Consider the following 19,628-nt stretch of genomic DNA (forward strand, 5'->3'; position numbering starts at 1 on the left):
GCCGGCAGCGTTCTCCAGCGTGCCGACACTCAATTTCACTTGGCCGTCGCTGCCGACCACGCCGTCGTTGTGCAGGCTGTCGGTCGCCGTCAGGTCGACGCCCTGGCCGCCGATCAGGCTGCCTTTGCTGTTGTCTAGGGTCTTGAGTTGGCTGCTCAGCTGCTGCTGGGCGTAGATCTCGCCGGCCTGGTTGCTCAGCGAATCGGCGTTCAGCTTCAGGCTCTGGCCGGCGATATGGCCGCCATCGTTGATCAGGCTGCTTTGCTTGCTCAGCTCCAGATGGCTGGCCGCTTGCAGCGTGCCCTTGCTGTTGTCGATGGTCGCCGCGTTGACGGTCAGATCGGCGTTGCCGGCGACTTTGCCCTGGTTATGCAACTCGCCACTGACGTCCACCTTGCTCGCCGCGTCTTTGCCCAACGCCAGGATCTGACCCTTGTCGGCGTTGGTCAGGCTTGATGCGCTGAGCTGCAAATCCTTACCCGATTGAATCGCGCCTTGCGCATTCTCCAGCTTGCCGGCGGTCAGCTTCACTTGGCCGTCGCTGCCAAGCACGCCGTCGTTATGCAGCAGGCTGCTGACGGTGAGGTCGACGCCTTGTCCGCCGATGACGCTGCCCTTGGCATTATCGAGAGTCTTCAGCTGGCTCGTCAGTTGCTGCTGAGCATAGATTTCGCCCGCAAGGTTGCTCAGGTTGTTCGCACTCAGTTTCAGGCTCTGACCGGCGATATGGCCGCCGTCGTTGATCAGGCTGGATTGTTTCGACAGCTCCAGATGGCTGGCCGCTTGCAAGGTACCCTTGCTGTTGTCGATGCTGGCGGCACTGACGGTCAGGTCGGCGTTGCCGGCCACCTTGCCCTGGTTATGCAGTTCGCCGCTGACGTCCACCTTGCTCGCCGCGTCTTTGCCTAACGCCAGGATCTGCCCCTTGTCGGCGTTGGTGAGGCTACTAGCGGTAAGCTGCAGATCCTTGCCGGATTGGATGGTGCCGGCGGCATTGTCCAGCTTGCCGGCGCTCAGCTTCACTTGGCCATCGCTGCCGACCACGCCGTCGTTGCGCAGCAGGCTGCTGACGGTGAGGTCGACACCCTGCCCGCCGATTAGGCTGCCTTTGCTGTTGTCTAGGATCTTGAGTTGGCTGCTCAGCTGCTGCTGGGCGTAGATCTCGCCCGCCTGGTTGCTCAGCGAATCGGCGTTCAGCTTCAGGCTCTGGCCGGCGATATGGCCGCCGTCATTGATCAGGCTGCTTTGCTTGGTCAGATTCAAGCTAGCCGCCGCCTGCAAGGTGCCCTTGCTGTTGTCGATGGTCGCCGCGTTGACGGTCAGGTCGGCATTCCCGGCGACCTTGCCCTGGTTGCGCAGCTCGCCGCTGACGTCCACCTTGCTGGCGGCATCCTTGCCCAGCGCCAGAATCTGGCCTTTGTCGGCGTTGGTGAGGCTATTAGCCGTGAGCTGCAGGTCCTGACCGGACTGAATCAGCCCGCTGCCGTTGTCGAGCGCGCCGGCGGCGAGGTCCAGCTTGCCATCGCTGCCCAGCACGCCGCCGTCGTTACGCAGCTCGCTCTGGGCCCGGACCGCCGCCGACTGGACGCCGACCAGCCGCCCCTGGCGGTTGTCCAGTTGCGCCGCCTGCGCGTCCAGCCGGCCGTCGCTGGCGATGCGGCCTTGTTCGCGGTTGTCGAGCGCGTCCGCGCTCAGGCGCAGCGCTCCGGCGCCGGCATGGCTGATCTCGCCGCCGCGGTTGTCCAGGTTGCCGCTTTGCAGCTTCAGGTCGCGGCCGGCGCTGGCAAGCACGCCCTGGCGATTGTCGGCCTGGCCGTTGATGCGCCAGGCCGAGTCCGCTTGCCCGGTCTGCACGATCTTGCCCTGGCGGTTGTCCAGCGCCCCCAATTGGAGGTCCACCTGAGCGGCGGCGAGCTGGCCGCTACGGTTGTCGAGCTGGCCATCTAGGGTGAGCCGGGCGGCGCCGGCGGCGCTCAGGCGGGCCTGCTGCGCGTTCACGTCGCCGGCGGCGCGGATGTCCAGCGCGCCGTGGCTGGCGCTGACGGTGGCTTGGGACAGGTCGGCCTGGCCAGCCTTCAGACTGACGTCGCCGCCGGCCAGCAACTGGCCGCTGTGCTGCAGCATGCCGCCGCTGGCCACCGCCAGCCGGCCGTGGTCGGTCAGCTTGCCGTCGGCCTGGGCCCCCGCCGCCAGCGCGCCGTCACCCTGCAGCGAGCCTGTGTTCAGCGTGAGGTCGCCGCCGGCGCTGAGCGCCTGGCTCAGGGCGGTCTGACCGGCGATATCGGCCTGGATCGCTCCCTCGGCGCGGGTGACGCCATCGTGCCGCAATTGGCCGTCGGCCTGCAGGATCAGGTTCTGCCGGCTGTGGGTCTGGCCGCGCAGGATCAAGTCGCCGGCGCTGGTCAGTTGCAGATCGCCGGCCTGGGCCGCCATGGTGCCCAGCTGATTGACGCCGACGCCCTTCTCGGTGCCCACCAGCTTGATGGCGTTGGCGTACATGCCGCCCAGCTGCGCCACGTCCAGCGCGAAGGCCGGGGCGTCGCTCGGGCTTGCCGCCAACGGCTGGGCCGCCAGCGTGGCGGCGTCCACCTGGTTGCGGCCCAGCACCAGGTCCAGCTTCTGAGCGTACAGATTGGCGTTGATCGACACCGCCCGGCTGATGATGGCGAAGCTATCGATATTGGCGGCGTTTAGGCCGGCGCCGTCGATGCTGACGCGGCCGCCGGCCACCTGGTAGCCGGTCAGCGCGCCCAGGGCGTTCAGTTGCGGCGCGCCGGTGGTCAGCGTGACTTGCGGGGTGTTGATGAAGCCGCAGCCGCTGCAAGTGATGCCCCAGGGGTTGGCGATCACCACCTGCGCGCGCTGGCCAGCCACCTCCAGGTAGCCGCGCAGCTGTGACGGATTCGCCTGCGTCACTTCATTGAGGATGATGCGGGCGCTGCCGTTCTTCAGATTTGGGTTGCCGCTGATATAGCCGGCCAGCTGGGTATTGACGTTGACCGCGCTGTTGTTGAGCAGCGCGCCGCCGGGGCCGACGTTGAACTGCTGGTACTGGTTGTGCGATACGCCGGCGGCGGTGGGCGCGGCGATCTGCACCACCGGCAGGCCGTTGGCCGACTGGATCACGCCCGGTTGCTTGCCGGCTGCGGCGTTGGAATCGGCGATGATGTCGGCCGCCAGGGCGCTGCTGCCTAATCCCAGGCCGATCAACAACACGCTGAGGCGCAGGGAGAATGCCTTGCACACCGCCGCCAGCGTGGCGGCGACGCCCTCGGCGCCGTTGCCCTTGCCCTGTCCGCAGGCGTCTTCCTGCACCACCATCAGTTGGCCGCGGGATTGATTGAAGATGATCCGATAAAGGTGTTTGTTCATGATGTCAGCTCAACAAGACGGGACAGGGCAGCGGGCTCACCACTGCGCGGTAATCGAGAAATGGGTGATGGCGGGACGATCCCAGCCCTGCGGCTGGTGCAGCGCGCGCTCGTGGCTGAGTTCGGCGGACAGATGGCCGCCCAAGCTCATGCGCAGGCCGGCGGCCCAGCCGGACAGGCTGCGGACCGGACCAACATCGTAGGTAGGGCGCGCAATCTGGCCGGCATCCAGCCCCAGGTAGGGCTCCAGCGCCAGCGGTCCGGCCGGCGGCAGCGGCCAGCTCAGTTCGTTGCGCAGGTAATAGCCGCTCTGCCCCACCAGCGTCTCGCCGTTGAAGCCGCGCACCGTGCAGCGGCAGCCGAGAGAGAACTGCTCGCTGGACATCAACAGGTCCGGGCTGTACTGGCCGCGCAGCTCGCTGCTCCAGCGCAGCGTCTGCGATGCGACATGCAGCGGCAGTTGCAGCGCCAGCCTGCCTTGGTAAAGCTCGTGGCGGGCGGTCGGGCCGCCCAGCGCCGCCAGCGTGTCCGGCTGCGCGCCCCAGGCGCCGATGCCGCGCTGGTAGCTGATCGAGCCATCCAGCACCGCCTCGCCCAGATACTGGCGATGGCTGAGCTCCAGCCCGGCGATGGTCAGGTCGCGCCGCTGCTGCACGACCTCGGCGTCCTCGACGAAGCTGCGCGACGCCTTGCGCGTCAGGCTCAGCTTCAGCTCGGTCTTGCCGCTCTGATTGCGCCGCAACAGCCGCGACAGCGACAGCAGCGTGTTGCGGCTGTCGCCACTGGAGGTGAAGCTTTGGTTCACCCCCTGCACCGTCTGGTGGTAGGCGAAGCCGCTATAGCTGACAAAGCCGGTCCAGTTGCCCAGCGGCAGCAGCCAGGACAGCGACGCCGACTGGCTCAGCGGATGCCGCAGATGCTCGGCGTCCTGGCTCCAGGACAGCGACAACGCGTCGTTGAGGCCTGTCGCGCCGCCCAGCGTCAAACTGCCGGTCGTTTGTAGCCGGCCAGTGGCATTCTGGCCGGAGTCGTCCAGCGACAGCATGCCGGACAGCAAGCGGCCGCCGCTTCTATCCACCACCACGTCGCTCTCGCCCGGCGCGTCGGCCGGCGTCAGCTCCATCGTCGCCTGCTGGCCTGGCACTCGGCCCAACTGCTCCAGACCCTGTTCCAGGTCGCGCACGTTGAGCAGGTCGCCTGGCCCGGCCGGGAAGGCGCTGCGCAGGCCGATGTCGCCGCCGCCCGCCTTCAGCCGGATCGCGTGGATGCGGCCGGGCACCACCGCCAGCCGCAGTTGGCCGCCGCGCAGGTTCTGTTCCGGCAGGTAGACCCGGCTGGTGACGAAGCCGCGCGCCACCATCTCGTTGGTCAGCGCCGCCGTCAGGCCGTTGATCCGGGCCAGGTCGACGCAGCCGGCCAGGCCAGAGTCGGCCAGCGGCTGCAGCCAGGCCAGCCAGCCGGCCGGCGCGCCTTCCAGCTCCACCCGCGTCAGGGCGAAGCAGCGTTGGGCATCGGAAGCAGGAACAATCGGCTGCGGCGATGCAGCCGGCAACGGGGAGAACACGTCCGGGCGCTGCTGCAGTTCCTGACGGCGTTGTTCCAGTTGTTGTTGCTGGTGGCGGAGCTGTTGGTCGTTCTGTTGCAGCACCGCGTCCGGCACGGTGGCGGCGCAAACCCAGGCGGGAAAGAGCAAGCCGCCCAGGCGGGCGGCTTTGGAGGCAAAGTTCATCGCGGGAATAATTTAGAGTAAATGTTTAAATTTGTTTAAAATTTTGCCTTAAATGTTAACAATTTGTTTACGTAATCGAATTACGTAAAAATACGTAATTAATCTGCAAGAGATTGATAAGCCCTCGATTTAGTCATTCAAAACGTATAAATTTCATAAAATGCAATAGATAAGGTTTTTAATGCCAAAAATGACATATAAATCTTGCAAGCAAAAATACGACAACTATTCTGACTTCAGTCCCACGACGCTCTCCGCGCCACACCCTGGATCCGCTCATTCCCTAAAAAAACAACGACATATTCCAAATAAGACCATATTCTCGACAGGGTGGTGCGGGCTTGCGCTCTGCGGTAATCTGCCGACGAGCCAACCGGACCGCTCGCCTGCGGCGCAATCATCCGCCGCCCGCGCACCCTCGCCCGGCAACCATTACAATACAAACTAAGAGACGCTTCGCGGCGCCCGACAACAACCCGGCCCGAGCCGGGAATTTCCCTTAGAGAAGCATTACCATGGCAATCAGTGTTTTCGACCTGTTCAAAATCGGCATCGGCCCATCCAGCTCCCACACCGTGGGCCCGATGCGCGCCGCCCGCCAATTCATCAGCCGCCTGGAAAAGGACGGCCAGCTGGACGCCACCGTCCGCGTCAGCGCCGAGATGTTCGGCTCGCTGGGCGCCACCGGCAAGGGCCACGGCACCGATGTCGCGGTGCTGCTGGGCCTGCAGGGCGAACAGCCTGACCTGGTCGACACCGATGCCGTGGACGGCATGCTGGCCGCCATCCGCGAACAGCGCAAACTAAAGCTGCTGGGCAAGCGCGAGATCGATTTCGTCGAAGGCGAGCACCTGATCCTGCACAAGAAGAAAACCCTGCCCTACCACCCCAACGGCATGATCTTCGAAGCCTTCGACGCGGCCGGCGAAAGCCTGTCCAAGCGCGCCTACTACTCGGTAGGCGGCGGCTTCGTGGTGGATGAGGCGGCGATCGACGCCGGCTTCGTCCCGCCGGGCGTCACCGAGCTGAAGCACCCGTTCAAGAGCGCGGCCGAGCTGTTGGCGCTGTGCCAGCGCCACGGCAAGAGCATCAGCCAGATCATGCTGGAGAACGAGCTGTCCTGGCGCAGCGAGGAAGAAGTGCGCGCCGGCCTGCTCAACATCTGGAACGTGATGCAGGCCTGCGTGAAACGCGGCTGCGAGCGCGAAGGCATCCTGCCGGGCGGCATGAAAGTGAAGCGCCGCGCCGCCGACATGCACCGCAAGCTGCTGGCCTCGCCGGAAGCCGCGATGCGCGACCCGCTGACGGTGATGGACTGGGTCAACCTGTACGCGCTGGCCGTCAATGAAGAAAACGCCGCCGGCGGCCGCGTGGTCACCGCCCCCACCAATGGGGCGGCCGGCATCATCCCGGCGGTGATGCACTACTACTCCCGCTTCGTGCCGGGCGCCAGCGACGACGGTATCGTCCGCTTCCTGCTGACCGCCGGCGCCATCGGCATCCTGTTCAAACTGAACGCGTCCATCTCCGGCGCCGAAGTCGGCTGCCAGGGCGAAGTGGGTTCTGCTTGTTCCATGGCCGCCGGCGCGCTGTGCGAAGTGATGGGCGGCACGCCGGAACAGGTGGAGAACGCCGCCGAAATCGGCATGGAGCACAATCTGGGCCTGACCTGCGATCCGGTGGGCGGCCTGGTGCAGGTGCCTTGCATCGAACGCAACGCGATGGCTTCGGTGAAAGCCATCAATGCGGTGCGGATGGCGCTGCGCGGCGATGGCCAACACTTCGTGTCGCTGGACCGCGTGATCAAGACCATGCGCGACACCGGCATGGACATGAGCACCAAGTACAAGGAAACCGCGCGCGGCGGCCTGGCCATCAACGTGATCGAGGTGCCGGTCAACATCGTCGAGTGCTGACCTCCTGCGCCAAGCAAAAAAGCCGCGGTTTTAGCCGCGGCTTTTTTTATTGGCTAAGCCCCTGCCCGCTGGCACACTGTAGCCTGTCCCACCCACACCAGAGCTTCATTCCGTGCACTCACTAGACATAGAAACGCCGCGCCTGCTGCTCCGCCCGCTGCAGGAAAGCGACGCCCCCTTCATCCTGGAGCTGGTCAACGAGCCTGCCTTCCTCGCCAATATCGGCGACAAGGATGTGCATGATCTGGCCGGCGCGCGCAACTATATCGAGAAAGGCCCGCAGGCCAGCTACCGCCAGCATGGCCACGGTCTGCTGATGGTGGCGCTGCGCGATAGCGGCGAGCCCGTCGGCATCTGCGGCCTGGTCAAACGCGACAGCCTGCCCCACCCCGACATCGGTTACGCATTCTTGGCGCGCCACTGGGGCCGCGGCTACGCCAGCGAAGCCGGCGCCGCCTGTCTGGAGCACGGACGCGCGCGACTGGATATCCACTACGTGGTGGGCATCACCGCGCCACACAATCAGGGTTCGATCCGGGTATTGGAGAAGCTGGGCCTGGTCTACGACCGCACGCTGGACTTGCCCGGCATCGACGGCCCCAGCCTGTATTTCGTCCCGCCAGGCTCCGATCCAGTCTGATCGGCGCGCCAGGCGCAAAAAAACCGGGCTCAAGGCCCGGTTTTTTACTGGCGAAAGCGTAGATCAAACTGCCAGATACGACGACTGTTTCAGGCCGCGGCAGAACTCGGCGAAGTACAGGCTGCGCTCTTCCGGGTTCAGATCGCATTCGCGGGTCTTGGCCTCGTAGCGGTTGATCAAGTCCTCCGGCGACAAGTGCACGTAGCGCAGCATGTCTTCGATGGTGTCATGCTCTTCGATGCCGGAAACCTCCAGCTCGCCGCCTTCGCGGACGTAGACGTTGACCGAGTCGGTATCGCCGAACAAATTGTGCATGTCCCCCAGGATTTCCTGGTAAGCGCCCACCAGGAACACCGCGATCAGGTACTCGTCGCCCTGCTTCACCTCGTGCACCGACATGCTGGACTCGATGCTCTGCTGGTCCACATACTGCTTCAGCTTGCCGTCGGAGTCGCAGGTCAGATCCTGCAGCACCGCGCGGCGGGTCGGCTGCTCGGCCAGGCGATGCACCGGCATGATGGGCAGCACCTGGTCGATGGCCCAGGTGTCCGGCAAGCTCTGGAATACCGAGAAGTTGCAGAAGTACTTGTCGGCCAGGCGGTCGGTCAGCTCGTCGTACACCTGGCGCTGCGAACGCTGGCTGGCCTGCAGCTGGTTGTGCAGACGGCGGCACAGCGTGGCGTGCAGGTCTTCGGCCAACGCCTTTTCCTTCAGCGACAGGCGGCCTTCGGCGTACATCTCGCTCACTTCCGACACGCAATGGCTGGCGCGGTAATAGATCTCGGTGACCAGCTCCTCGTCGTTGAGGTTGGCCAGTTCCACCAGCTTGCGCAGCGGCAGCGACAGCTCTTCCGCGTTCTCGATCGGCGCCACCGTATCGGGCAGACGCTCGACGTCGGTCACATTCATCAGCAGCACCGCGTGGTGGGCGGTCATCGCGCGGCCGGACTCGGACAGGATGCGCGGATGCGGAATGCCGTTTTCGCCGCAGAATTCGGACAACATGGACACGATCACGTGCGCGTATTCATCCATGTCGTAATTGATCGAGCTGTCGTTGCGCGAATGGGTGCCGTCGTAATCGACGCCCAGGCCGCCGCCGACGTCGACATGGTCGACCGGCAGGCCCAGCGCGCGCAATTCGGCGAAATAGCGGATCGCTTCGCGGAAACCCAGGCGGTAATCGGCGATATTGGCGATCTGCGAGCCCATGTGGAAGTGCATCAGGCGCACGCAGTCGCCCAGGCCGGCCTCGATCAACTTGTCGGTGGCTGAGATCAATTGGCCGGCGGACAGCCCGAACTTGCCCTTCTCGCCGCCGGTGTCGGACCACTTGCTGGACGCCAGCGACGACAAGCGCACGCGCAGGCCGATATTCGGGCGCACTTCCAGCTTGCGAGACTCCTCGATCACCAGCTCGACCTCGGACTCCTTCTCGATCACGATGAACACCTGGTGGCCCAGACGCTCGCCGATCAGCGCGAGACGGATGAATTCGCGGTCCTTGTAGCCGTTGCAGACGATGGTGCAGCCCTTGGGCGCCAAAGCCAGCACCGCCATCAGCTCGGGCTTGGAGCCGGCTTCCAGGCCGATGGACACGTCCTGGGTGGCGATGATGCTCTTGACCACCGCTTCCTGCTGGTTGACCTTGATCGGGTAGATGGCGGTATAGCGGTTGCCGTAGCCCTGTTCGGCGATGGCCTTGTCGAAGGCGCCGCACAGGCGGGTCACGCGATCCTGCAGAATGTCCGGAAAACGGACCAGAAGCGGCAGATCCAGGCCTTTGCCGCCCAGATCGCTCACCAGGCGATACAGATCGATTTCCTTGCGCTGGCGCACATTGGGACGCACGACGATATTGCCGTTGTCTCCGACGTCGAAATAACCAGCCCCCCAATGCCGGATGCCATACAGGCTCCGGCTATCAGCCACAGACCAAGCCATGAGTTTTCCTCTCAGAACTTATGATGGATAACCCCGCTCCTTAGTGCACGGCTTTCGGGCTCTACAGCTTTTATGTGGGCCTGGGATGTCGGAGCGAAACAGAATGAATTGTCAGTTGTTGCATAGCGCAAACGAGCGCGGATTGTAACAACATCTCGCTGATTGACAAGTAAAAAAATGCACTCGTTCGCACTCGTCCGAATCGTTTTCCGCCGCCGCTCCCAAACAGCATCCTCCAGCTGGAAAAATCAAGGCAAGCAAAACAAAGGATTGCGCGCGCGGCCCCGGCCCAGCCATGACATCGGGCACCATCCGCGCCCTCCTCAAGCAGGCCTGCTTTTTCGCAAACGACAAGCTTTTTAACCAGATTCGCAACACTATCCCCACCCCGCTGCCGCGCCGCGACATGACCGGAGAACAGGCCGCGATTACAATCGGGCATCACCCACTGCCATCGAACCGCCACGCCATGACGCACACGCCCTCCTTCCTGCAGCACGCGCTCTCCACGCCACCCGCACTCGCAGAATGGCCGCTGCCCGGCGGCCTGGAGGCCCGCTGGCTTGCCCCTGGCTGCGTGGAGCTGAATGGCGGCGCCGTTGATGCCGACTCTGTATTGCTGTCCTGCGGCGTGCATGGCAACGAGACCGCGCCCATCGAAGTGGTGGACGGCATGCTGCGCGACATCGCCGAAGACCGGCTGGCGCTGCGCTGCCGCCTGCTGGTGATGTTCGCCAACCTGGATGCCATCCGGCAGGGCGTGCGCTACGGCGGCTACGACATGAACCGTCTGTTCAACGGCGCCCACGCCAAACAAGCCGAATGGCCCGAGTCGGCGCGGGCCGCGGAACTGGAAAGCGTGGCCGAGGCCTTCTTCGCGCCTTCTCGCGGCCCCCGCCTGCATTACGACCTTCACACCGCCATCCGCGGCTCGGCGTTTGAAAAATTCGCTATCTACCCCTTCATTCATGAACGCGCTCACAATCGCGAGCAGCTAGCCTGGCTGCAACAATGCGGAGTCGAGGCCGTGCTGCTGCACAGCCAGCCGGCCAATACCTTCAGCTATCACACCAGCCGCCGCTGCGGAGCGGACGCCTTCACGCTAGAGCTTGGCAAGGCGCGCCCATTCGGCCAGAACGACCTATCGCGCTTCTCGGGCATCGACCAGGCGCTGCGCGCGCTGCTATCCGCCGAACCAGCCGCCTGCGGCTCGCAAGCGGCGCCGCTGCCCCTGTTCCGCGCCAAATACGATCTGGTCAAACTCAGCGAGGCCTTCCACCTGCACCTTGCGGACGACGTCGAGAATTTCACCGTGCTGCCGGACGGCATGCTGATCGCCGAGGACGGCGATGTCCGCTACGTGGCCTGCGGCGGCGAAGAGCGCATCCTGTTCCCCAACCCCGCGGTGAAGCCGGGACTGCGCGCCGGCATCGTGGTGGAACCTGCCAGCCTGGGCTGAGCGAGTCGGAATGCGCAAAAGAAAACGGGCCGCATTGCGGCCCGTTTTCGTCCAAAAGGCGTATCAGCCGGAAATGTAATTGAACAAAGACAGCTGCGCGACCTGGGCATAGGTCTTCTGCGTGTACTGCAGCGAGGTCTGGGTCAGGGTGAACTGGGAAATCGCCTGCGCCATGTCGAGATCCTGCAAAGAGCTGATGCCGCTGTTGTACTGGAGATTGAGGTTGTCGCTCATGTTTTGCAGGTTCGAGTTTTCCTGCTCGCGCGCGCCCACCGAGGCCAAGCCGATATTCATCTGCTGAGTGGCATCGCTCATCTGGTTGATGATGTTGTTTATCTGCGTCGGGAAATTGGCCGGCTTGGGATTCTGACCCAGCAGGTTGTACAGATTGATCACCGAATCGAAAGCAGCAGTGGGGCTGCCGCCGCTTGCCAGCGAACCAAACACCATATTGCCCGGATCGGAAATCGCCATGATCCGCGAAGCGCTGACTTGCACGCTGCGCTGGCCATCATCACCGTTGTAGGCGATGGTCGGCGGGTTGTTCGACAGATCCAACGCGAAAGGGGCCGTGTTGATCTGATTGCCGCTGAACAAATAGCTACCGTTGCCGTCGGTCGCGTTGCCATAGCCCACCAGCTCGGACAAGCCTTCCTTCACCGTTTTTTGAATCGCCTGCAGCTGCGTGGTGGACAACGCGCCGCTTCCGGCATAGATCGCCTGACTCTTCAACGAGCCCATCAGGTCGATCGCGCTCTTCAGCGAGGTGTCGGAATACGACAGCCAGCTATCCACCGCCTGCGTATTCGCCTTGTACTGCGTATTCTGGCCGCTGGACGTATTCAGCAACTCTATCCGCGAAGCGGCGACCGGATCATCCGACGGAGTCACCACACGCTTCTGATAGTCGATCTGCGTGTTGACCTGGACCAGCTGAGCCTGCAGGTTCGACATATTGTTCACGCCGGACTGATATAGCGTTGTCGAGCTGATGCGCATCGCCGCTCTCCTTACATGATATTCAGGATGCTGGAAAAGGTGCTCTGCGCAATCTGTATCACCTTGCTGCAGGCCTGATAGGACTGCTGGTATTTGATCAGATTGGCCGCCTCCTGATCCAGGTTCACGCCTGAATAATTCGAGTTGTTGGTAGTGGCTTGCTCCAGCGTTTTTTGCGCGCCGGAATTCATCTGCCCGACGGCGAAACCCTGGTTGCCAATCGAAGCCACCATCGAGGTGTAATAAACCTGATACGACTGATTATTGACCAAATTGATATTCTGCTGGGCGGTCAGTTGCAGCAGGTTGCTGTTATCGCCGGACGCCTTCAAATTGGGCGCGCCCACCGTCGCGGGACCCACGGTGAAACTCTGGCCGAGGTCCGGCGTGCCGGACAGCTGGAAGCCGATGCCGACATCGACCGGCGGCACCGCCGTGGTCTGCAATTTGTAACTGTTGGGCTGGCCGGTATTGGCCACCACATTGTATGGGCCGCCGCCATTGGGGCCAGTAATGGTCGCGGTCATCGCCACCGGCGCGGTGCCCGATGCCGTGATCGTCATATTGGTCATGCCGGTGGACGGATGGGTCGCCTTGGTCGGGAACGGCAAAGTCGGAGGCGAACCATTGATGCTGCCCGCGTAGGTGCCAGGCAACGAGGACCACACTCCCGTCATCGTCACGCCGCTAGTGCCACCCGCCGTGCCCGTAGGCACCATATTGGAGGCTGTGGCCAGCGCCTTCGGATCTCCCATCAGCACCTGGAACTGCCCCGCCGCATATTGAGGATTGGCCGCATAAGACGACAAGTCCTGGAAAATCGGTCCGCCAGGCTGCGCGTTGTAATCCAAACCCAGCGAGTTCTGGTAATTCATCGCTGCCGAGAAATTGATCGCCAGCGTGCCCAGCTGGTTCTGCGCTTGCAACAGCGCCCCATCGCGGAAATTGAGCAGCCCGCCCAGCTGACCGCTACCCAGAACACTGTTGGGCAGGATGATGGGCGAGCCGCCGGCCGGGTTGACGAAACCGACCTGGCGATTGGTATTGTTGTTGGGGTCGGCCTGGGTAGTCAATTGATTGACCGTGCCGCCGATCACCAGCGTCTGGCCGCTGCCGATATTGACCGTATAGGAGCCGTCGCTGGCGATGGAAACCGTCGCGCCCACCAGCTTGTTCAGCTGCAGCACCGCCTGATCGCGCGCGTCCAGCAGCCCGTTGGGCTGCGCCTGGGGAGCGGAGGCATTGCCACCGGTCGCAGACCCTATCTTCTGGTTCAGATCGGCGATCTGCTGGCCCAGGGCGTTGATGCTCTGCACTGTGGTGTCGATCTGGCCGTTGATCCCCTGCTGCATCTGCACTAGTTGGCTATTCAGCGAGGTCATCGAGGTGGCCAGCGCCTGCGCCATGCTCAGCACGTTCTGGCGGACAGGCAGCGATGCCGGCTGCTGCGACAGCGTCTGCAACGCGCCGAAGAAGGACTGCATGGCCGGATTCGGGCTCTGGGTCGAGTTGGCGATGGTATTGTTGATCTGGTTCAACTGCTGCAGCTGCGAAGAATAAAAACTGCTGTTGGCTTGCGCGCTCTGCACCTGGGTGGACAGGAACTGGCTATAGGTGCGCAGCACATTGGTGGCGTCCACGCCCTGCCCCAGAAAGCCGAAGCCGGCATTCTGCGGTTGACGGTTTGCCTGGGTCAGATATTCGACGTTGTAACCCGGCGTGGCCGCATTGGAGATGTTGTTGCTCGTCACCGACAACGCGTTCTGAGCGACGTTGAGGCCGCTCAGGCCGATGCTGAATATGTCTGCTCCGACGATTGCCATGATTATCCCCTATCCTGCCGTCCTTATCGGCTGTTTGCGCCAAAACTTGATCAAGCTTTGGCGACTTGTTGCGCCAGACTCGCCGCCACGTCCACCAGCTTGCGCGCATAGCGCGGATCGGTGGCGTAACCGCCTGCCTGCAGCCCCTGGGCAAAGCCATACATGTTCTGCCCCTGGTTCAACACGTTCTTGTAACGCGAGGAGCCCTTGAGCACTTTGGCGTAATCGGAAAACGCCTCGGCGTAAGAGCCATAGGAACGGAAGGTTTCCATCCGTTTCTGCGGCGCGCCGCCCACGTACTCGGTGGTCATGATCGTGGTGGTCTTGCCTTGCCAGTCCGAACCGGCCTTGATGCCGAACAGGTTGTGGCTGTCCGAGCCATCGCCGTTGCGTATCGTGCGCTTGCCCCAGCCGCTCTCCAGCGCCGCGTGGGCCACCACGCATTCGGGCGCCACGCCCAGTTGCTGCGCCGCCCCGCGGGCATGCGGCAACAAGTTGCTGGCGAAACTCTTGCCGCCCCCCGTTTGCGGAGCGGACGGCTGGACCAGGCTGGCCACTGCGCCGTCAGCCTCGGACTGCGCGCTCCGGTAAGCCTGCAGCATGCGCTGCCCCGCCGGTTGAACCATCAACGCGGGACCGGCTTGCCGATGCGTCAGCGCGGTCTTGCCCTCGTCCGGGCTGAAACCTGACTGCTTGGCGATCTGGCGGTAGATCATGTCCCCCAGCCCCAGGCCGCCGTTGGCGCTCATCGCCTGGATCATCTGCTGGTCTGACAGGCCGCGGAAGGTATCCATGCTGTTGGACTGGTCCGAATCATCGAACTTGGTTTCACGCATGGCTTTCAGCATGGTGCCCATCAGCAACGACTCGAACTGTGCGGCAGTCTCCCGCGCGGCGGCCTTTGGATCCGAAGCGGCCTTGGCACGCAGGCTGCGCAGATGGCTCGGATCTATCGCCAACTGGTGGCTGAGCGCGTCCTGCGGCAGAACAGACTGGAATTTAGCGGTCATCAATCACTCCTCGCCGCGTAAAAAGCAACAATCATGCCACAGTCGCGCCAGATTCAAATAATCTGCAAGTCGGCCTTCAGCGAACCCGCCGATTTCATTGCCTGCAAGATGGAAATCAGATCCTGCGGCGTGGCGCCCAGCGCGTTGAGCGCGTTCACCACCTGGGACAGGTTGGCCCCGCCCTTCAGGCCCACCACCTTGCCGCTGGTGCTGTTGATGGTGATTTCAGCTTGATTGGTGACGACGGTCTTGCCACCGGACAGGGGGTTGGGCTGGCTCACTTGCGGCGTGTTGTTGACGGTGACGGACAGATTGCCGTGCGATACCGCGCAGGAGCTCAGCGTCACCGCCTGGTTCATCACGATGGAGCCGGTGCGGGCATTGATGATGACCAGCGGGGAAAGATCTGCCGGATCGACGGCAATATTTTCCATCCGCGACAGGAATTGCACGCGCTGATTGCTGTCGAACGGCGCCCTCACCTCGATCAGCCGGCCATCCACCGCGCGGGCGGTATCCGAGCCGAACACTTTGTTGATGGCCTGCACCGCGCGGTTGGCGGTGGTGAAGTCCGCCTCCTGCAGTTCCAGATGAATGAATTCGCCGTCGCCCAGCGCGGTCTGCACTTCCCGCTCCACCGTGGCGCCGCCTGGAATGCGGCCCACGCTCAGCTGATTGATCTGGGTGGAGCTGCCGCCGGCCGACGCGCCCGCGCCGCCCACCACGACATTGCCCTGGGCCATCGCGTAGATCTGGCCGTCGGCGCCCTTCAAGGGCGACAGCAGCAGCGTGCCGCCGCGCAGGCTCTTGGCGTCGCCGATCGACGACGCGGTGATGTCGATCGCCTGCCCGCGCTTGGCGAACGGCGGCAAGGTGGCGGTCAGCGTCACCGCGGCCACGTTCTTGGGGTCGATCTTGGTGCCCGGCGGAACCTGCACGCCCAACTGGTTCAGCATATTGGTCATCGCCTGGCCGGTGAACGGCGAGGAAGTCACCTTGTCGCCGCTGCCGTCCAGACCCACCACCAGGCCATAGCCGATCAGTTGGTTGGGGCGCACGCCGCCGATATTGGCGATATCTTTCAAACGCTGCGCCGACAGGGCCGGCAGCGAGGCCAGCAACAGGCTGGCCAGCACGATCCATTTCTTCATCATCCCATCCCTCGCCGCGCTCAAATCGGCAGCAGCGACATGAAAATCTTGGACAACCAGCCCGGCTCGTTGTACAGCCGGTTGTTGCCCTTGGTTTGCTGTTCGATGCGGGCGTCCGCCACTTTCAGCGACGATACGGTGCGATCCGGAGAGACATCGCGCGGATTGACCACGCCGGACAGGCGGATGGACTCGGTGTCGCTGTTGATGCGCACCTGCTTCTCGCCGCTGACCACCAGATTGCCGTTGGCCAGCATGTCGATCACCGTCACGGTGATGGAGCTGACGAAGGTGGTGGCGACCTGGTTGTTGCCCTTGCCGGTATTGTTGGCGGTGCCCGAACTGTTGAAGTTGGTGCCGCCCAGGCCGCTGGCCAGACCGCTGGGCAGGAAGGGGATCTTCACCCCCGCCGTGATGCTGGACGTCAGCCCGGAGGTGCGGGTGTCGGTGGTCTGCTCCGACTGCGATGTGGAGGAATTCTCCTGAATCGTGATCTGCAGCGTATCGCCAACCTGCACCGGCATCGAATCCTGGAACATCGGCCGGTAGCTGGCCGCCTGGAAGATGGCGCCATTGGCCGGCAGGCCCACCGAGCGCGGCTGCGGCCGCGCCGTGGTCGGGCCCTGCACCAGCGGCGGCTCCTGCACCACGCATCCCGTCAGCAAAGCCGCCGCGGACAGCAAAATCGCCAGATTGGTTTTCATCGCCCTACTCCCATCATGCCGGCCGCGCTCGGCCCATCGTTACAGATTGCTCAATTTTTGCAGCATCTGGTCGGCGGTGGTCACCGCGCGCGAATTCATCTCGAACGAGCGCTGGGCGGTGATCATGTTGACCAGTTCCTCGGTCACGTTGACGTTGGACATTTCCAGAAAACCGGACCGGATCGAACCCCGGTTGTCGGTTTGAGCGTCGCCATCCTGCGGATCGCCGGAAGCCGCGGTCTGCAGATACAGGTTGCCGCCCGTGCTCTCCAGGCCCTGGGGATTGATGAAGGTGGTCAACAGAATCGTGCCAGCCGTCTGCGGCGCGGTCGCGCCTGGCAGCGTGTACTGCACCACCCCGGCAGTCGACACGGTGATCTGCGTCGCATTGGCCGGGATATTGATGTTGGGGTTCATCGGGTAGCCCATCGCGGTCACCACATCGCCGTTGGAGTTGCGCTGAAACTCGCCGTCGCGGGTATACGCGGTGGTGCCGTTGGGCAACTGGACGCGGAAGAAACCATCGCCGTCGATCTGCATGTCCAGCGGCTGGCCGGTCTGGGTGGGAATGCCCTGAGCGTGGATGCGAGCAGTCGCGACGGCGGCTGCGCCGGTGCCGATCTGCAGACCCGAAGGCAAGGTGCTGCCGTTGGCAAGCTGTCCGCCCGGCTGGCGCAGGGTCTGGTAGTACAGCTCTTCGAATATGCCTCGGCTGCGCTTGAAGCCTATGGTGTTGACGTTGGCCAGGTTGTTGGATACCACGTCCAGCTGAAACTGGCTGGCGTCCATGCCGGTCTTGGCGATATACAGTGCGCGCATCATGGCGTTTTACCTTGTTCTTTCCTCTGCCCCGGCATCAGCTCGTGGACAGCAACTGCGCAGCCTGCTGATCGTTCTGCTGCGAGGTTTGCATCATCTTGATATTGAGTTCGTACTGGCGGCCATGGGAGATCATCTGCACCAGCGCCTCCACCGAATTGACATTGGAAGCTTCCAGCGTTTCCGGCACCAGCTTGACATCGGCGCTGGCCGGCAGCGTGCCGCCGCCATTGACGTGAAACAGGCCATCATCGCCCTTGTACACATCCTTGGGCCCGGGATTGACCATCTTGATCTGCCCCACCAGCTGCGGCGCGCGATTGGCGCCGGTCAGCGGCGCCGCCATCACCGAGCCGTCCTGGCCCAGCTGAACCTGGGTGCCCGCCGGCACCGTGATCGGGCCGCCGTCGCCCATGATGACAAGACCGGTGCGGGTGTGCATCAAGCCATTGGCGTCCAGCACATAGCCGCCGTCGCGGGTATACGATTCTTGCCCATCCGCGCCCTGCACTGCGAAGAAGCCCGGCGAGCCAAGCGCGAAATCGGACGGATTGCCGGTATGCTGCAGCGCGCCCTGGCTGGCGTCGAAGCCGATGGTGTTGTCGACGACATAGGTCCGGGTCGGCGCGCCGTCGCCGATCACCGGCAGCGCCCGGTATGCCGCCAGATCCGCCTTGAAGGCATTGGTGTTGACGTTGGCCAGATTGTTCGCGGTAGTCGCCTGCTGCCAAGCCTCATGCTTGGCGCCGGTCATCGCAAGGTACAGCACTCTATCCATGCTTCAATCCGCCGCTTAGATGTTCAACAAGGTTTGGATCAGCGTGTCCTGCGTCTTGATCGTCTGCGCGTTGGCCTGGTAGTAGCGCTGCGCGGTGATCATGTTCACCAGCTCATTGGTCAGGTTGACGTTGGAATCCTCCACCTGGCCGGACGACAAGGTGCCGGCATTGCCAGCGCCCGGATTATTGACCGTCGGCGAACCGGAATTGCCGGTCTGAACCCACATATTGCCGCCGATGTCCTGCAAGCCCTGCGGATTGACGAAGGTCGACAGAGCCACCTGGCCTATGGTCTTGGTCTGGCTATTGGAGAAGCTGGCCTGAATCATGCCGTTAGCCGAGATGTTCACGCCCTGCAGCGTGCCCGGCGCCGTGCCGTCCTGAATCTGCGGCGACAAGGTGCCGAACTGCTGGTTGTTCTGCACGGAATTGGCGAAATCCACGGTTACGGTCTGAGGGATCGCCGAGCCGTTCACCGGCGTAGTGGTGAACGTGATCGGCACAGGCGTGAAGCCGGTCAGATTGCCGCTGGTATCGAAATTCAAATTGAAACTGGCGCCCGCGCCGGTAGTTGTCGGCTTGCCATCGACGTAGGCATTGACCGTCCAGGTATTGCCAGTGGCCGCGGACGCCGTCAGCGAGTAATAAAACACCATCTGGTGCGGGTTGCCCAGGCTATCGAACACCTGCACGGTATTCGGCCAGTTATACGATGTGGCGTCCGCCGGATTGTTGATGGGTACGCCGGTGGGCGTTTTCTGATTGGAATTCAACTGCACCGGCATGCTCAGCTTGGTGGTGGCGTGCGGAGCGATGGACGTGGTCGTCAGTTGCAGATTGCCGACCGGCCCCTGGGAAACGGTTCCGCTCGAGTTCGCCGTCCAGCCCTGGACAAAGTTGCCGGCCGTGTTGACCAGATAACCCTGGCTATTGACCTGGAACTGGCCGTTGCGGGTATACGCCTGCGTGCCGTTGGGCAAGCCCATGATGAAGAAGCCGGCGTTATTGATCGCCAAGTCCAGGCTGCGGCCGGTGGAGTCCAGATTGCCGTTGCCCATGTTCTGCGTCACCGCCTGCACCTGGGTGCCGATGCCCGGCGTGGTGGCGGTAATGCCGTACAAGCTGTTGCCGTAGAGATCGGCGAACTCGGTGCGCGAGCTCTTGAAGCCGACGGTATTGGCGTTGGCCACGTTGTTGCCTATGGTGTCCAATTGCACGGACGCCGCGTTCAGACCACTCAGACCTTGTTGAAAGCCCATCTCAACTGCTCCTCATCAAGCTTTA

The 19,628-nt window shown here is 63.2% G+C and carries 14 protein-coding genes; 3 read left to right on the plus strand and 11 right to left on the minus strand.

Features of this window, described 5'->3' with window-relative positions:
• A partial coding sequence (locus tag VA599_RS13640; protein ID WP_346789052.1) for a two-partner secretion domain-containing protein occupies window positions 1-3,372 on the minus strand: 3,372 nt, incomplete at its 3' end.
• 36 nt (window positions 3,373-3,408) lie between these two features.
• On the minus strand, window positions 3,409-5,100 hold the full coding sequence (locus VA599_RS13645) for a ShlB/FhaC/HecB family hemolysin secretion/activation protein (protein WP_346789054.1): 1,692 nt from the start codon (window positions 5,098-5,100) through the stop codon (window positions 3,409-3,411).
• Window positions 5,101-5,615: 515 nt separating this feature from the next.
• Between VA599_RS13645 and VA599_RS13650 the strand changes: the two genes are divergently transcribed.
• Window positions 5,616-7,016 (plus strand): L-serine ammonia-lyase, encoded by a 1,401-nt coding sequence (locus tag VA599_RS13650; RefSeq protein WP_021477256.1) that lies wholly within the window; start codon window positions 5,616-5,618, stop codon window positions 7,014-7,016.
• 112 nt (window positions 7,017-7,128) lie between these two features.
• Window positions 7,129-7,656 carry a GNAT family N-acetyltransferase gene (locus tag VA599_RS13655; protein WP_104947446.1) on the plus strand — a complete coding sequence of 176 codons (528 nt, stop codon included), beginning with the start codon at window positions 7,129-7,131 and terminating at the stop codon, window positions 7,654-7,656.
• Between the two features lie 63 nt (window positions 7,657-7,719).
• On the opposite strand, the gene speA is transcribed toward VA599_RS13655, so the two are convergent.
• Window positions 7,720-9,600, minus strand: coding sequence for an arginine decarboxylase (gene speA, locus VA599_RS13660; RefSeq protein ID WP_021477258.1), 1,881 nt, complete (start codon window positions 9,598-9,600; stop codon window positions 7,720-7,722).
• Window positions 9,601-10,069: 469 nt separating this feature from the next.
• Here speA and astE point away from each other — a divergent pair, with 469 nt between their 5' ends.
• The gene (astE, locus tag VA599_RS13665) at window positions 10,070-11,059 is read left to right on the plus strand and encodes a succinylglutamate desuccinylase (RefSeq protein ID WP_346789056.1); all 990 of its coding nucleotides are present in this window, start codon (window positions 10,070-10,072) and stop codon (window positions 11,057-11,059) included.
• 63 nt (window positions 11,060-11,122) lie between these two features.
• On the opposite strand, the gene flgL is transcribed toward astE, so the two are convergent.
• From flgL to flgE, 8 genes are read right to left on the minus strand one after another with little or no spacing between them, the layout of a single operon-like run.
• A complete protein-coding gene (gene flgL / locus VA599_RS13670; protein ID WP_021477260.1) occupies window positions 11,123-12,058 on the minus strand; it encodes a flagellar hook-associated protein FlgL in 936 nt (311 codons plus the stop codon).
• Between the two features lie 11 nt (window positions 12,059-12,069).
• Complete coding sequence (gene flgK, locus VA599_RS13675) at window positions 12,070-13,881, minus strand: flagellar hook-associated protein FlgK (RefSeq protein ID WP_021477261.1); 1,812 nt, start codon at window positions 13,879-13,881, stop codon at window positions 12,070-12,072.
• A gap of 50 nt (window positions 13,882-13,931) precedes the next feature.
• The gene (gene flgJ, locus VA599_RS13680) at window positions 13,932-14,891 is read right to left on the minus strand and encodes a flagellar assembly peptidoglycan hydrolase FlgJ (protein WP_021477262.1); all 960 of its coding nucleotides are present in this window, start codon (window positions 14,889-14,891) and stop codon (window positions 13,932-13,934) included.
• A gap of 53 nt (window positions 14,892-14,944) precedes the next feature.
• Entirely contained in the window at window positions 14,945-16,042 is a 1,098-nt protein-coding gene (locus VA599_RS13685) for a flagellar basal body P-ring protein FlgI (protein WP_031296417.1), read from the minus strand.
• Window positions 16,043-16,062: 20 nt separating this feature from the next.
• On the minus strand, window positions 16,063-16,746 hold the full coding sequence (locus VA599_RS13690; RefSeq protein ID WP_021477264.1) for a flagellar basal body L-ring protein FlgH: 684 nt from the start codon (window positions 16,744-16,746) through the stop codon (window positions 16,063-16,065).
• A 39-nt stretch (window positions 16,747-16,785) separates the two neighbouring features.
• A complete protein-coding gene (gene flgG / locus VA599_RS13695; RefSeq protein WP_021477265.1) occupies window positions 16,786-17,568 on the minus strand; it encodes a flagellar basal-body rod protein FlgG in 783 nt (260 codons plus the stop codon).
• 34 nt (window positions 17,569-17,602) lie between these two features.
• The gene (locus VA599_RS13700; protein ID WP_346789057.1) at window positions 17,603-18,343 is read right to left on the minus strand and encodes a flagellar basal body rod protein FlgF; all 741 of its coding nucleotides are present in this window, start codon (window positions 18,341-18,343) and stop codon (window positions 17,603-17,605) included.
• A 15-nt stretch (window positions 18,344-18,358) separates the two neighbouring features.
• Window positions 18,359-19,603: a flagellar hook protein FlgE gene (gene flgE, locus VA599_RS13705; protein WP_021477267.1), complete on the minus strand. Its 1,245-nt coding sequence runs from the start codon at window positions 19,601-19,603 to the stop codon at window positions 18,359-18,361.
• Window positions 19,604-19,628: the final 25 nt, after the last annotated feature.

Source organism: Chromobacterium indicum (genome assembly GCF_039708975.1).
Taxonomy (GTDB): Bacteria; Pseudomonadota; Gammaproteobacteria; order Burkholderiales; family Chromobacteriaceae; genus Chromobacterium; species Chromobacterium piscinae.

What these genes read in the sequence shown, in the direction of transcription:
- VA599_RS13645 (WP_346789054.1), bottom strand. Translation starts at nt 5,100, where the DNA reads ATGAACTTTGCCTCCAAAGCCGCCCGCCTGGGCGGCTTGCTCTTTCCC.
- VA599_RS13650 (WP_021477256.1), top strand. Translation starts at nt 5,616, where the DNA reads ATGGCAATCAGTGTTTTCGACCTGTTCAAAATCGGCATCGGCCCATCC.
- speA (WP_021477258.1), bottom strand. Translation starts at nt 9,600, where the DNA reads ATGGCTTGGTCTGTGGCTGATAGCCGGAGCCTGTATGGCATCCGGCAT.
- astE (WP_346789056.1), top strand. Translation starts at nt 10,070, where the DNA reads ATGACGCACACGCCCTCCTTCCTGCAGCACGCGCTCTCCACGCCACCC.
- flgL (WP_021477260.1), bottom strand. Translation starts at nt 12,058, where the DNA reads ATGCGCATCAGCTCGACAACGCTATATCAGTCCGGCGTGAACAATATG.
- flgK (WP_021477261.1), bottom strand. Translation starts at nt 13,881, where the DNA reads ATGGCAATCGTCGGAGCAGACATATTCAGCATCGGCCTGAGCGGCCTC.
- flgJ (WP_021477262.1), bottom strand. Translation starts at nt 14,891, where the DNA reads ATGACCGCTAAATTCCAGTCTGTTCTGCCGCAGGACGCGCTCAGCCAC.
- VA599_RS13685 (WP_031296417.1), bottom strand. Translation starts at nt 16,042, where the DNA reads ATGAAGAAATGGATCGTGCTGGCCAGCCTGTTGCTGGCCTCGCTGCCG.
- VA599_RS13690 (WP_021477264.1), bottom strand. Translation starts at nt 16,746, where the DNA reads ATGAAAACCAATCTGGCGATTTTGCTGTCCGCGGCGGCTTTGCTGACG.
- flgG (WP_021477265.1), bottom strand. Translation starts at nt 17,568, where the DNA reads ATGATGCGCGCACTGTATATCGCCAAGACCGGCATGGACGCCAGCCAG.
- VA599_RS13700 (WP_346789057.1), bottom strand. Translation starts at nt 18,343, where the DNA reads ATGGATAGAGTGCTGTACCTTGCGATGACCGGCGCCAAGCATGAGGCT.
- flgE (WP_021477267.1), bottom strand. Translation starts at nt 19,603, where the DNA reads ATGGGCTTTCAACAAGGTCTGAGTGGTCTGAACGCGGCGTCCGTGCAA.